The sequence below is a fragment of the Marinobacter changyiensis genome, assembly GCF_009193265.1.
Classification (GTDB): domain Bacteria; phylum Pseudomonadota; class Gammaproteobacteria; order Pseudomonadales; family Oleiphilaceae; genus Marinobacter; species Marinobacter changyiensis.
On the sequence record NZ_VZZZ01000001.1, the window covers coordinates 1,143,026 to 1,156,489 of the forward strand.

Here is a 13,464-nt window from a genome sequence, read left to right on the forward strand (position 1 = left end):
ACCGCATCAACAGATGCTAGGATAAAGCCTTCATCTTGCAACAATCCAGATTCGCCTATGACACACCACCTGATGAACCTTCGACATGTGCCCGATGATGAGGCGGAGGAAATCCGCGCGTTGTTCGAGGCGCATGAAGTGCGTTACTACGAGACGCCTCCGAGTCGTTGGGGCATCAGCATGGGCGGGTTCTGGGTCCATGACCCGGATGAAGCGGCCCGTGCCAAAGCGTTGCTTGCGGATTACCAGCGTGAGCGCTTCCAGAACCAGCGGTTGTCGTTCGAGCAGGATCAGCAGGCGGGCAGGGTGCCCGGGCTATGGCAGCGCTTCCGGCAGCGACCTGCGACCATCCTGGCCGTGTGTTTGGCTATTGCGGTGATTCTGTTGCTGACGGTGGCACCGTTCGTCAGCCTTTGAATGCTCCTTAGCGTGGGTTCAGATGCCAGGCGAGAAAAGCGGTCGCCTCGTCCACCGCGTTACCGCTGGTCAGAAAGCTGGTGATATGGCCCCGCAGGCGCATGATGTAGAGTTGGTTTTCGACCCCTTTACTCGCCAGCAGGGCTCTGAAATCCGTTGCCTGCTTGCTGGGCACCAGCATGTCCATACCCCCGTGAAACAGGAAGAAAGGCGGCGTCTGCTCTGTCACATGGGCGGCGGGGGAAGCGGCTCGGTATAACTCCGGAATTTCTTCCCGGGTGCCACCGAGGAATTGGCGGATCAACCTGCCGGATCCGAAGTTTCTCAGATCACTGGGCAGGCCGCCTGCGACCACCGCTACCAGCCCGGTCTCCGGCCCGCCATGGGGCTCATTGAGTTCGCCGCCCTGCCCGGCTACCACGGCCAACAAGCTGACCAGATGGGCGCCGGATGAAAACCCGAAGCCCCCGATGCGCTGAGGGTCTATGTTGAGCTCAGCGGCATTGGCCCGCAACCAGTGTATGGCAATCTGCAGGTCATGAAGCTGAGCGGGAAACCGAAATTCCGGGGCGAACCGGTAATCGATGTTCATCACCGCGAAACCGCGCGCTGCCAGGTGTTCAGCGATCCAGTTCATATCCTGCCGGGAGCGCCTTTCCCAGCCACCACCATGCACCATGAGCACCGCCGGGCTGTAATGTTCGAGCTCAGGCCGATACAGATCTGCCTTCAACACCTGAGGCCAGCCCGGGGGTGAGAACACCACATTCGTCCGGACGCTGTAGTCCGTGCGCGCGAGGGTGATGTCCTGTTCCGGCTCGTTTATGTGGTTGGCGCAGCCTGCCAGCAACAGGCTCAGCCATGCGGTGGCCACCAGCTGGCGGGTTTTTGGTAGCAGTCCGGGCACGTCAGTTGCACTCCATTTGGTGATTCATCACGTTACAGAGTACGACCAAGAGTCCCGGCCGGATGCAGCGGGCGGTAGGCGAGGACTATTGCGGTTTGGCAATGAGGTGTCAGCCGGCTTTTTTGAGACGGGAGAATGTTGCCGGAGCGACTCCGAGAAAGGCGGCCAGCTGGAAATCCGGCACCCGCCTGATCAGCTCTGGGTAATCGCGGACCAGAATAGCGTAACGCTCAGTAGCGGTCAGGGTCTGCTTATGAAACTCCCGCATGGTGGATAGCTCCGCAAGTTCCTCGGTCAGTACCAGCGCAAACTGTGCCCAGCGGTCCCCGTTACAGGCCCGAATACTGGCCCGGAAAGCGCGGAAGTCCGCAACCCAGAGTGTACAGTGAGTGACGGACGTCAGGCACAGAGTGTTCCTGACGGTGCGGGAGCGCCCGAATACTGGCCAGATCATATCGCCTTCGGTAAAAAAGTGATGAATCGCCACCTTGCCAGCCGTGGTTTCACGAAACAGGCGAAGCACGCCATGTTGAACCAGGTACACATTTCCCCAGGGCTGCTGGTGTTTTTCGAGGTCGGTTTCGGGATTGATGGCGGTTTTGTAGAACAGTTCTGCGACGGTGCTCAGAAACTGATAATCCGGATTGTCATTGCGATCAGGCAGCCGGAGTCCAAACACACGGCCCAGACTGTTGAGCAACGCCTGGCTTTCGCCAGCGGGCATTGGCACTGACAGGTCGCCGTCAGATTGCGCCAGCAAGCAAGGCGCAGAGGCTAAAGCCCGAGGGGTTTTGCATCCTGGTTCAGCCATGGGATTAAAACTCGTGAGGTGGGTGGGGTCTTCGCTTTGGCATTGATTATTCCATGGCCAATCCGGTCAGCAAAATGACCCAGGTCATCTTGCCTTGATGACATTACCAAGTATTACGCCTCCAACTCAATGGACTGCTTAAGCGTACCGATTTGTGCGACACTAATGGCATTCGTTAATCGGCGGAGTGAGAGCGCCCGCTCTCAAATGGTATCCCGCGTAACTTCAAGGGTTTTCCATGGAACTGGAATCGTTACAGGCTTTATTATCGAGTCATCAATTTGGCGTCATTCTGGCTGGTTTGCTTTTGGTTGTGCTGGTGGTGGCGGTGGTAGCACTGCAATCGGCCCGTCGGCAGGCAAGTGCCCAGCTCGAGTTGAAGCAGCGTGTTGCAGCACTGTGGCATGAGATAGACGAGCTTCGCGTACAGCAGTTCAATGAAACCGAGCCCCCGACCGGCAATTCTGGCAACCAGTTGCTTGCAGAGCAGTTTTTGCTCGAAAAAGCGGCTTTGGAGAAGATCTGGCCGTTAGTCTGGGGGCTGCACGACAAGCTCGGCAGTTTTCTGCGCGCGGTCGAGAATAATGAGCCCACTGGCGACTCCCGGGTGACAGCCCGCAACGCCGCTCTTGAGGCGCGCAAAGCGGTCAATGGACTACGTCCCTTCTTCGATGCTGAAGTCGATGACCTGCTGACCCGGTTGATCGATACCGAGATCAAGGCCCACCTGGCGGCCTGCCAGTTTATGGATATGCAGCAGGGTGGCCTGTCGGTGAGTGCAGAGGATGAAAGCTCCCGACACTCGTCCCGCCAGAAATTCCGCCTGCTTCATGAAGGGGACGGAAAGGATTTACTGAATCATCTGGTGGAGATTATGCGGCACCGCATGATCCGGTAGGTGGCCGGCCGTATTGACCGTGTGTTCGACGTTCCGGACACTGTCCGGTTTTCGTGACAGATAGCCTGATAACCCCCTCCAGCCCTTACGGATCAACCGTTCACTGCTGAATGAAAGCTCGCTCCGTTGGTGATTGTCCGGATTTCCGGATAGTCAGCGTCCCATGGTTTATTGGTATTCCTGTAACACATTGTTTTACAAATTATAAAAAGGTTGGCACAGGAAGCGCATGGGCGTTCTTGTGGGGACGAGTCCGAGCTTCGCTGAATTGTAGTCATTGCCGGCAAGGTCGCCACTACCAACAAAAACAATGAAGGAAGGAAGCCATGATGAAGATTCGAGCTCCACTCGCGATCCTGGCCGGGACATGCGTTGTCCTTGGCCTGACTGCCTGCAAGGACAGTAACAAACGCCCCGATTTTGTCAGTGGCGACATCCAGGCCACCGAATACGACGGCACCACCAACGATCTTTTGACCGCCGGTCTCGGTGCTGGCGGGCTGGCCGGCCCTGCACCGGTTTTTTCGGATTCGATGAATCCAACCGTCGAAGAACTCCGCACGCTGGCCATCTACACCAACTACCGGGCGCTGGTGGATACCTCCGCTGGCGGTGGTTACGGTAACCTGTTCGGTCCACAGGTGGATGCCACCGACCCCGAAGGTAAAATACCGGGTGATGAGTACCTCGCTTTTATGAGCGTGCCCGGAACGGTTCCGGTCACGGTCATGGTGCAGGTTCCGGATGCCTTTGATCCCCAAAATGCCTGTATGGTGACCGCGCCCTCGTCGGGCTCCCGTGGCATCTACGGTGCCATCGGCACGGCAGGCGAATGGGGTCTGAAGAAAGGCTGTGCGGTGGTCTATACCGATAAGGGTACCGGCACCGGCTCCCATAACCTGGCCGCCAATACGGCCCAGACCTTGACTGGTCAGCTAGATGACGATGAGTCGGTAGCCAGCCAGTTCCGGGTGGATCTCGATACTACAGAGCGTGAACAGTTCAACACCGAGTTCCCCGATCGCTTTGCCTTCAAGCACGCCTACTCCAAAGCCAACCCGGAAGCGGACTGGGGGCTGCATGTACTGCAATCCATCGAATTCGGGTTCTACATTCTCAATGAGCAGTTTGGCAAGGGGAGCGACAAAAGGCGCCGAGTAACCATTACACCAGATAACACCCTGGTGATCGCCTCCAGTGTCTCCAACGGAGGTGGTGCTTCGGTACGTGCTGCCGAGCAGGACAAGGATGGCCTGATTGACGGGGTGGCGGTATCCGAGCCCAATGTGAATCCAGTGTTCGAGGACTTCACTATCCGTCAAGGCAATGGAGAGCCGATTACCGACCACAGTCGCAGCCTGTTTGATTACACTACCGCGCTGGCGGTGTATCAGGGCTGTGCTAACCGGGCGCCCGACATTCGCGATGTTGCGCCGCTGAATGTGCTGAACGCCGTGGAGACCAATGAGAATATTTGCGCCTCTCTGTTCAACAAAGGCTTGCTTAAAGAGACCACTGTTGATGAACAGGCGATCGAAGCTCAAGGTATACTGAACCAGGAGTTCGGCATCCAGCCTGAACAGAATTTGCTTGCGCCCAGCCATTTTGGCCTGGCGGTGGCCCAGAGCATATCCATGACCTACGCCAGCGCCTACGGGCAGTTCGGGGTGGAAGACCGGATTTGCGGGCTGCGCATGGCGGCGACCAATGCCAGCACTGGGGAGGTTGCGGTACTGACCGAAGCGCAGGAAGCTGCCCTGTTCAGCCTCAGCAACGGCATCCCACCAACCGGTGGCGTTAATCTGGTGTTTGATAATGCAGCTCAAGGCGTGCCCACTAACCTGCCGGTCAGCAGCTCGCCGAGCTCTGGCATGGTGGATTATGGCCTGGATGCACTGCTGTGTCTGCGGTCGCTGGCGGCTGGCGTGGACCCGGAAACCGGGGATCCACTGACCGGAGAGGCTGCTGAAAATGCCGCCCGCATTGCCAATGGCATCGAGGCTATTCGAGCCACCGGCGACCTGCAAGGCAAGCCCGCGATCTTTGTCACTGGCCGTTCGGATGCCATCCTGCCCATTAACCATACCTCCCGGCCCTACTATGGTCTGAACCAGAGGGTTGAAGGCGCGGACAGCGAGCTGCGTTATTACGAGGTGCTGAACGCCCAGCACCTGGACGTATTGAATGGCATCGCAGGGTTCAACGAGCGTTACGTTCCGCTGCATCGCTATTATTTCCAGGCGCTGGATCTGATGTACGATCACCTCAAAACCGGCACCGAGCTGCCCCCGAGCCAGGTGGTCAGAACAGTGCCACGAGGTGATGGCACACCACCACTAACCGTGACCAATGTGCCACCGGTTGCAGTGAACCCCGCCAGTGAAGACCGGATCGTCTTCGAGAGCGACCAGCTGCGAATCCCCGATTAAGGCGGTTTGACATCTAAATCTGCGCGATCATCTATACTGGCGTGAACAGATAGCCGGGATCGCGCAGTTTTACCCTTTCAGATGGGAGACCATCACTGAGCGCGACCCATGAAACACGTGATACCAAGCGGTAAACTGTTCATGAATCAACTTTTCACCCACAGGGACAAATCGGGTCTTACCCGGGGCTTGATTGAAGCTCTTTTTCCTATGTTTGAGCAGGCCAGCGCCGGTGCCATTACGGTGGACAGGCAAGCCCGTATTACCTGGATAAATCACAGCTACGCGGCGTTGTTGGGGGTTAAAAATCCGGAATCCGTTATTGGCAAGCCGGTTCAACAGGTCATTCCCCACACCCGAATGCCTGAAGTGGTGGAGTCTGGTAACCCGCTGTTGCTGGATATCATGGAGCATGAATCCCAACAGCTGGTCGTGACCCGGCTGCCTTATTTTGACGATGACGGTGCGGTTATCGGTGCTGTCGCCTTCGTGTTATACGACGACCTTCAGCCCCTCACTCCGTTGGTCAGCAAGTATCGGAGGCTGCATCAGGATCTGGTGGCAGCCCGCAAGGCCCTGGCGCGACAGGCGCGGGGCACCCGCTACAGCCTGGGGGATTTCGTTGGCGCCAGTCCTGCTGCCCTCGAAGTCAAACGTAAGGCGCGCCTCGCAGCCGGGCGTGACATGCCGGTGCTGTTGCTGGGAGAAACCGGTACCGGCAAGGAGGTGTTAGCACAAGCAATTCATACCGTCTCCGGCCGTGCCGACCGGCCCTTTGTAGGCGTTAACGTAGCGGCGGTGCCGGAGAACCTGCTGGAGGCGGAATTCTTCGGGGTGGCGCCTGGCGCCTATACCGGCGCTGACCGGCGAACCCGGGACGGTAAATTCCAACTCGCCAACGGGGGTACGTTGTTTCTCGACGAGGTTGGCGATATGCCACTCACCCTGCAGGCCAAGTTACTCCGCGCATTGCAGGAGGGCGAAATCGAGCCCCTGGGTTCCAACAAGGTCCAGAAGGTTGACGTCAGGATGATTGCCGCCACCAGCCGGAATCTCGAAGCCATGATGGCCGAAGGCCGTTTCCGTTCGGATTTGTATTATCGGCTGAACGTGCTGGAGATTCCGATTCCTCCGTTGCGCGAGCGGTTGCCGGACCTCGGTATACTCTGTGAGTCCATTCTGGAGGACGTCTGTCAGGGGCTGGACCTGCGGGGTGAAATTACCGATACCGCGGTTGCGGCACTGAGCAGTTATGACTGGCCAGGCAACGTCCGTGAGCTGCGCAACGTGCTGGAGCGTGCGCTCACCATGGGAGAGGATACCGGAGTACTGGATGCCGATGCTATTTTCAAGGTGCTGCCCCGCCAGGGTTTGAGGGCAGAACTCGCCTCGGATACCCACCTTGCCCGCCCCCTGGCCGCTGTATTGGCCCAAGCTGAAGCCGGGGCTATCGAAGCGGCGTTGCTGGCAAGTCGGGGCAACCGTTCCCGCGCGGCCCAGCTTCTGGGTATTTCCCGTTCTGCACTATACGAGAAGCTTGCGCGCTTGTCCTGATATTCGGACAGGTGTCCGGATTTTAGAACACCTATCTGTTCGCATACCGCTTTCTGTCCAGATTGCCGGACACGATATGAGCGTCGCTTGGCTGAATATAGGTTAATTTACTGATTATGCTAGTATTTATTACAGCGGCATGAAACCTGCAGTGTTTTCTTCGCAAGACGCCAGAAGAACGATCACAACAATACTGGCGCTGGCTGTATCGTAAATTGAGCTACAGCTGAGCATCGGGTCTGTTGTCGTCTTTGGCTGACATTTCGACCACGCCTGAACCGGGATCCATCGGGCAGGCAGAATACAAAAACAAGAAGGAAACCTTCATGTCTACGAAACAACGTCTTTCAAAACTGGCTTACGGTGTCGCAGCAGCAACCCTGCTGACCGGAAGCCTTGCGAGCAGCAATGTCATGGCGGCCGAAAACGTCCGCTGGCAGGTTCCTCTGGCTTTTCCCTCTCATCTGATTGGTCTGACCACTCCGGTCAAGCACCTGTCCGAGTCGCTCAAGGCGATCTCCGACGGCGACATTCAGTTGCGCTATTACGAGCCGGGCGAACTGGTACCTCCCTTTGAAATCATGGACGCGGTCAGCACGGGAAAATACCCGGCCGGCTATACCTGGGTAGGCTATGACCAGGGCACTATCCCCGCCCTGCCGCTTTACTCTGGCGCGCCATTCAACATGGAGCCACCGGCCTATCTTGCCTGGTACTACGAGGGTGACGGCCGGGAACTGCTGGAAGAAATTTACGCTGAACGCAATATCCACCCGATGCTGTGTTCCATCATCGGTCCCGAGGGGGCAGGCTGGTTCGCCAATCCGATCGAAGACCTGAGCGATTTTGATGGCTTGCGTATCCGGTTTGCCGGTATCGGTGGCAAGGTGCTGGAGCAACTGGGTGCGTCTGTCACGATGATTCCAGGGGGTGAGATCTACCAGGCACTCGAACGTAAGACCATTGATGCAACCGAGTTCTCCCAGCCCGCCATCGACAAGATGCTCGGTCTCGACCAGATCATCAAGAACTACATCATGCCTGGCTGGCACCAGACTCTGACCACCTCGCACCTGCTGGTGAACCAGGACGTATGGGGCAAGCTTGAGCCTGCTACCCGTGCCCTGATCGAAATGGGTTGTGAGTCTGCCACCCTGAAAGGCTTTGCCCAGAGCGAGTTTGCCCAGCCGACAGCGCTGCGTGACTATCAGAAGGAAGGCGTCAACGCCCAGACTTTACCGGAGCCGGTACTGCGTGAACTGCAGAAGGCGACCAATAAGGTGCTGGACAACATGGCCGCAGAAGACGAGATGTTCAACCGCGTGCTGACCAGTCAGCGCGAGTTCATGGAACATCACTCCATTTGGCACGGTAAGGGTTACCTGCCACGGGACTTCTACGAGTACGATTGATCCCAGACAGTAACTAACGAGCGTGCACCGGTCGAGGGTCCCGGTGTACGCTGGTTTTTGAAACCTTCCCCCTCCCGGATTTCCCGAGGTTTGTGTGACTGATAACAAAGCTCCTTCCGAGCCGTCTGCGATAGCGACGGACACTGATTTACCCACTAATCGATTGTGTTACTGGCTTGACCGGTTCGTGGTGGGCGTTGGCAGCCTCAGTTCCTGGTTATGGCTGGCTGTCCTGGTGGTCGTATTGGCGAATGTGTTCAGCCGGTTTGTGCTGTCCGAGGGTTCGATAGCATTGGAAGAGCTCTCCTGGCATCTGTTTGGCATCGCGCTGATGTTGACGCTGGGCTACGCGGTGGTCCGTGACGATCACGTGCGCGTCGATGTATTGCGTGAAAAATTTTCGCCGCGCGCTCAAGCCTGGATCGACCTGGTCTGCATCGTTCTGTTGGCGCTGCCTATCATTTATTTGATGGTTTATGTCCTTATCCCCTATGCGTACACCGCTTTCCAGTATGACGAGCGCTCCCAGGCCCCCAGTGGCCTGCCTTACCGGTTCATTTTCAAGAGTGTATTGCCCATCGGCATGACCCTGGTAGGCATTGCGCTATTTTCCCGGGCGCTGCGCTGCTGCACATTGCTGTTCGGCTTTCCCCGCGCAATCCAAACACCAGACGATGACCGCCATAGCGGTCAATCCGGTCACTGATTCTAGAGGCAAGTTGTTATGGGGCTTGAAGCTATTCTTGTCATCGCCATGTTCGCCGCGTTCATGGGGCTGCTGTTGCTGGGTTTTCCGGTAGCCTGGGCACTGGCCGGTATTGGTCTGGTATTCGGTATCCTCGGCCACGTCCTGGTTGAGTTTTTTGATGCCGATCTCTGGTTTACCTGGAACGGCACCATAGGCGTTCTGGACGCTCGTCTCTATGGCATTGTCGCCAACGAGTTAATGGTGGCGCTGCCACTGTTTATTTTTATGGGCATCATGCTGGATCGTTCCGGGATTGCCGAAAAGCTGATGCACAGCCTGGTCAAATTACTGGGGCCTTTGCGCGGCGGCTACGCCATTACGGTAGTGATCGTCGGCATTCTGCTGGCGGCCTCAACCGGAATTGTCGGGGCGTCGGTGGTGTTGCTCGGGATGTTGTCGCTGGGGCCGATGATGCAGGCCAAGTACAATAAATCCCTGGCCGTCGGCACCGCCTGTTCTGTCGGCACACTGGGCATCCTGGTGCCGCCGAGCATCATGCTGGTCTTGATGTCTGACCGGCTCGGTACCTCTGATGCATCGGTCGGCAAGCTGTTCATGGGCGCCCTGATTCCCGGCGTCATGCTGGGGGTGATGTATATCCTCTACATCATTATTGCTTCATGGCTGAAGAAAGACCTTGCGCCAGCGCCTGAAAACCGCGAGAAATTCAGTCCCCGGGTACTGTTCGAAGTGGCAGTGGCAGTGGTGCCACCAATGGCTCTGATCGTCGCGGTTCTCGGTTCCATTTTCTTCGGTATTGCGACCACGACAGAGGCGTCCGCAGTGGGTGCCGCGGGTGCATTGTTGATGGCATTACTCAGCCGTCGGCTCGATATGAATGTGCTCAAAGGCGCGTTGTACCAGACCAGCCGCACCACTGCGTTTATCTTTGGCATTTTCATCGGTGCTACGGTATTTGCAGCGGTCCTGCGAGGCCTGGGTGGTGACGACGTTATCCGTGAAGCCGTCACCGGGCTGCCATTTGGTACCACTGGCATTCTGCTGACTATCCTGTTCGTTACCTTTTTGCTCGGGTTCTTTCTGGACTGGGTCGAGATTACTCTGATCATCCTGCCATTGGTGGCACCGGTGGTGTTCTCGCTGGGCGTTGAACCGGTCTGGTTTGCGATCATGTTTGCAATGTGTCTGCAGACGTCCTTCCTGACACCGCCAGTGGGTTTCGCCCTGTTTTATATCAAAGGTGTGTGCCCGCCGGGTATCACCACCCGGGATATCTATCTGGGTGTACTGCCTTTTATTATCATTCAGCTGTTGGGCCTCGGGTTGGTGTTCTGGTTCGAGTCAATCGCAACCTGGTTGCCGAACGAAGTCTATGGTGGGCCTTGATCTTGTCGTAAAGCACTAACAATAAATTTTTGAGTAGTACGCACTGACTACCCAACAGGAGAACAAGCTCATGCGTCTTGAAAATCGCATTGCACTGATTACCGGGGCCGGTCGCGGCATCGGGCGGGCCATCGCAGAGAGGTATGCCCGTGAGGGCGCGTTGGTTGCGGTCGCAGATCTGGATCTGGCCGGCGCAGAAGACACCGTCGCAGCGATTCGTGCCGCGGGCGGAACCGCCATGGCACTGGCCATGGATGTTACCGACGAGCAGGCAGTCGAAGACGGTGTGACAGCGATCGTCGAGAACTGGGGCCGTCTGGACATTGCCCTGGCGAATGCCGGCGTCCAGCACATTGATCCCATTCACAAGCTGGCCTACAAAGACTGGTGCAAAGTGCTGGATGTTCACCTCAACGGCGCTTTTCTGGTGACCCGTGCGGCGCTTACCCGGATGTACAAGACGGGTGGCGGCTGCATGCTGTTTATGGGCTCGGTTCACTCGATGACCGCATCGCCGCTGAAATCGCCTTATGTCACCGCCAAGCATGGCTTGCTTGGCTTGTGCCGGGCAGTCGCGAAAGAAGGTGCGGAATACGGAGTCAGCAGCAACATCATTTGTCCCGGATTTGTCCGAACCCCGCTGGTGGAAAAGCAGATACCAGAGCAGGCAAAAGAGCTCGGGATCTCGGAGGAAGAAGTGATCCGGGACGTGATGCTGAAGCATACGGTGGACGGCAAATTTACTACACTGGAAGATGTGGCTGAGCTGGCCGTGCACCTGGCCGCATTTCCCTCGGCGGCCCTGACCGGGCAGTCAGTCGTGGTGAGCCACGGCTGGCATATGCAATAGGAGCAATTGATGGAAAACGCAGAGCAGGCCCCGGTGGTCTGGAATCCGACCGAGGAGAGTCTTCGCAACTGTCATATGGGGCAATATCAGCACTGGCTGGAAGCCCAGGGTAAGGGTCCGTTTGCCGACTATCACGCGCTCCATAAATGGTCGATCAGCGAGCTGGAGCCGTTCTGGCAGAGTATCTGGGATTATTGTGGTTTGCGTTGTGATACGCCCGCCGAGCGCGTGCTGGCCAAGCGCTCCATGCCGGGCGCCGAATGGTTTCCCGGCATGCGCCTGAATTTTGCAGCCAATCTGTTGCGGCTGGCGGAAGGTGACGGTGCCAATGTCGAAGCTATCGTCGCGCACTGCGAGACCCGGCCGGTGTTACGTCGCAGCTATGGCGAGCTGAAGGCCGACGTGGGCGCTCTGGAAGCGTTTTTGCGGGGCAAAGGTGTCAAGCAGGGCGATCGGGTAGCGGGTGTGGTGACCAATGGCTATGAAGCCATGGTGGGCATGCTGGCGGCTACCAGTCTTGGCGCAATCTGGAGCTCCGCATCACCGGATTTCGGCATTAACGCTATTCTTGACCGTTTTGGCCAGATCGAGCCGACCGCGTTGATTGTGGTAAATGGTTACGGCTATGGCGGTAAGGTTTTTGCCCGTCAGGCAGATTTTGAACAATTGGTGGCCGGTCTCGAAAGCCTGCGTTGCGTGGTAAGTGTGCCACAACTTCCGAACGAGCCGGCCCTGGCGGGGCCCCTGGTCACCACCTGGGAGGCTGCGTTGGCTGAAGGCGCAGGCCAGGCGCCGTCGTTTACGCCTTTACCGCCGGATCAGCCGGTGTACATCCTGTATTCCTCGGGTACCACCGGTAAACCCAAGTGCATTGTGCATGGCGCGGTCGGGCTATTGGTAAACCATGCCAAAGAGCTGATGCTCCACGGCGACGTGGGCCCCGGTGACCGGTTCCTCTATTTCACCACCTGTGGCTGGATGATGTGGAACTGGCAGGCGTCTGCCTTGTTGACCGGTGCCACGGTGATTACCGTTGACGGCTCTCCGGGGTATCCGAGCCTGAACAGTTTGTGGGAACGGGTTGCCGAGGAGAGAGTGACGCACTTTGGCACCAGCGCGCGTTTTCTGGCGGGTTGCCGGAAAGCCGGACTGACGCCGGCGACCAGTCTGGATCTGGCGCCCCTGAGAGTGCTGTTCTCCACTGGCTCGCCCTTGTTGCCGGAAGACTATGACTGGGTCTACGCCGAAGGAGCACCGAACGTGCTGTTGGGTTCGATAGCAGGAGGCACCGATATCTGTGGTTGTTTTGTCGGCTGCACACCGACACTGCCTGTGCGTCGCGGGGAGATCCAGTGCCCGTTGCTGGGGGTCGATGCGGTGGCCTTTGATGAGGAAGGCCATGCCCTGGACGGTGGTCGTGGCGAGTTGGTCTGTCGTCAGCCGTTACCTTCAATGCCGGTATGCTTCTGGGACGATCCCGATGGCGCCCGTTTTCAGAGCGCCTATTTCGAGACGTTCCCGGGGGTTTGGGCTCACGGGGATTTTATTCGTTTCACCGAGCATGGCGGTGCGGTGATCTATGGTCGTTCTGATGCCACCCTCAACCCCGGTGGTGTGCGCATTGGCACCGCGGAAATATACCGTCAGGTCGAGACCGAAGCTGCGATAAAAGACAGCCTGGTAGTGGGACGACAGATTGAGGGCGATGTTGAGGTAGTGTTACTGGTGGTGCCCGCCAGCGGGGACTCGCTCAGTGACGATGTCATCAAGAACCTGAAAATCCGTATTCGGGAGGGTGCCAGCCCGCGTCACGTGCCGCGCCATGTCTTGGTGGTCAAGGATATTCCTTACACCCGAAGTGGCAAGAAGGTCGAGCTCGCGGTTGCCAGACTGCTCAATGGTGCCGCCCGCAGTGATAACCGCGACGCCCTTGCCAACCCGGAAGCGCTGGATGCCATACAGGGTACGCTGCAGGCCGCCGGGTTGCTGCCAACCAAGCAGGCCTGATCCAGCCACGGCAGGCCCGGACCCGCAACACTTCTCGGAAGGCCGAGCAGGGGGGAGTGTTGCGAGGCTGGCCACGAACTTTTG

At 57.7% G+C, this 13,464-nt stretch carries 11 protein-coding genes; 9 read left to right on the forward strand and 2 right to left on the reverse strand.

Annotated features, from left to right (window positions below):
• Positions 1-57 precede the first annotated feature (57 nt).
• The gene (locus F6Y09_RS05495; protein WP_152205869.1) at positions 58-417 is read left to right on the forward strand and encodes a DUF6164 family protein; all 360 of its coding nucleotides are present in this window, start codon (positions 58-60) and stop codon (positions 415-417) included.
• Positions 418-424: 7 nt separating this feature from the next.
• Here F6Y09_RS05495 and F6Y09_RS05500 read toward each other — a convergent pair whose 3' ends face one another.
• The gene (locus tag F6Y09_RS05500; RefSeq protein WP_246180317.1) at positions 425-1,324 is read right to left on the reverse strand and encodes an alpha/beta hydrolase; all 900 of its coding nucleotides are present in this window, start codon (positions 1,322-1,324) and stop codon (positions 425-427) included.
• 109 nt (positions 1,325-1,433) lie between these two features.
• Positions 1,434-2,135 (reverse strand): Crp/Fnr family transcriptional regulator, encoded by a 702-nt coding sequence (locus F6Y09_RS05505; protein ID WP_152205870.1) that lies wholly within the window; start codon positions 2,133-2,135, stop codon positions 1,434-1,436.
• Between the two features lie 238 nt (positions 2,136-2,373).
• On the opposite strand from F6Y09_RS05505, the gene F6Y09_RS05510 reads away from it, so the two are divergent.
• From F6Y09_RS05510 to F6Y09_RS05545, 8 genes are all read left to right on the forward strand, one after another.
• On the forward strand, positions 2,374-3,033 hold the full coding sequence (locus F6Y09_RS05510; protein ID WP_152205871.1) for a hypothetical protein: 660 nt from the start codon (positions 2,374-2,376) through the stop codon (positions 3,031-3,033).
• A 326-nt stretch (positions 3,034-3,359) separates the two neighbouring features.
• Positions 3,360-5,462: a 3-hydroxybutyrate oligomer hydrolase family protein gene (locus F6Y09_RS05515; RefSeq protein WP_152205872.1), complete on the forward strand. Its 2,103-nt coding sequence runs from the start codon at positions 3,360-3,362 to the stop codon at positions 5,460-5,462.
• Between the two features lie 141 nt (positions 5,463-5,603).
• Positions 5,604-7,016, forward strand: coding sequence for a sigma-54 interaction domain-containing protein (locus F6Y09_RS05520; RefSeq protein WP_152205873.1), 1,413 nt, complete (start codon positions 5,604-5,606; stop codon positions 7,014-7,016).
• Positions 7,017-7,342: 326 nt separating this feature from the next.
• Positions 7,343-8,428, forward strand: coding sequence for a TRAP transporter substrate-binding protein (locus F6Y09_RS05525; RefSeq protein ID WP_152205874.1), 1,086 nt, complete (start codon positions 7,343-7,345; stop codon positions 8,426-8,428).
• A 94-nt stretch (positions 8,429-8,522) separates the two neighbouring features.
• Complete coding sequence (locus tag F6Y09_RS05530) at positions 8,523-9,134, forward strand: TRAP transporter small permease subunit (RefSeq protein ID WP_218944095.1); 612 nt, start codon at positions 8,523-8,525, stop codon at positions 9,132-9,134.
• Between the two features lie 18 nt (positions 9,135-9,152).
• The gene (locus F6Y09_RS05535; protein WP_152205875.1) at positions 9,153-10,523 is read left to right on the forward strand and encodes a TRAP transporter large permease; all 1,371 of its coding nucleotides are present in this window, start codon (positions 9,153-9,155) and stop codon (positions 10,521-10,523) included.
• A gap of 70 nt (positions 10,524-10,593) precedes the next feature.
• Positions 10,594-11,373: a 3-hydroxybutyrate dehydrogenase gene (locus tag F6Y09_RS05540; RefSeq protein ID WP_152205876.1), complete on the forward strand. Its 780-nt coding sequence runs from the start codon at positions 10,594-10,596 to the stop codon at positions 11,371-11,373.
• 9 nt (positions 11,374-11,382) lie between these two features.
• The gene (locus F6Y09_RS05545; RefSeq protein ID WP_152205877.1) at positions 11,383-13,380 is read left to right on the forward strand and encodes an acetoacetate--CoA ligase; all 1,998 of its coding nucleotides are present in this window, start codon (positions 11,383-11,385) and stop codon (positions 13,378-13,380) included.
• Positions 13,381-13,464 lie beyond the last annotated feature (84 nt).

Coding starts and splice junctions, on each gene's coding strand:
- F6Y09_RS05495 (WP_152205869.1), top strand. CDS start 58: ATGACACACCACCTGATGAACCTTCGACATGTGCCCGATGATGAGGCG.
- F6Y09_RS05505 (WP_152205870.1), bottom strand. CDS start 2,135: ATGGCTGAACCAGGATGCAAAACCCCTCGGGCTTTAGCCTCTGCGCCT.
- F6Y09_RS05515 (WP_152205872.1), top strand. CDS start 3,360: ATGATGAAGATTCGAGCTCCACTCGCGATCCTGGCCGGGACATGCGTT.
- F6Y09_RS05535 (WP_152205875.1), top strand. CDS start 9,153: ATGGGGCTTGAAGCTATTCTTGTCATCGCCATGTTCGCCGCGTTCATG.
- F6Y09_RS05540 (WP_152205876.1), top strand. CDS start 10,594: ATGCGTCTTGAAAATCGCATTGCACTGATTACCGGGGCCGGTCGCGGC.
- F6Y09_RS05510 (WP_152205871.1), top strand. CDS start 2,374: ATGGAACTGGAATCGTTACAGGCTTTATTATCGAGTCATCAATTTGGC.
- F6Y09_RS05520 (WP_152205873.1), top strand. CDS start 5,604: ATGAATCAACTTTTCACCCACAGGGACAAATCGGGTCTTACCCGGGGC.
- F6Y09_RS05545 (WP_152205877.1), top strand. CDS start 11,383: ATGGAAAACGCAGAGCAGGCCCCGGTGGTCTGGAATCCGACCGAGGAG.
- F6Y09_RS05525 (WP_152205874.1), top strand. CDS start 7,343: ATGTCTACGAAACAACGTCTTTCAAAACTGGCTTACGGTGTCGCAGCA.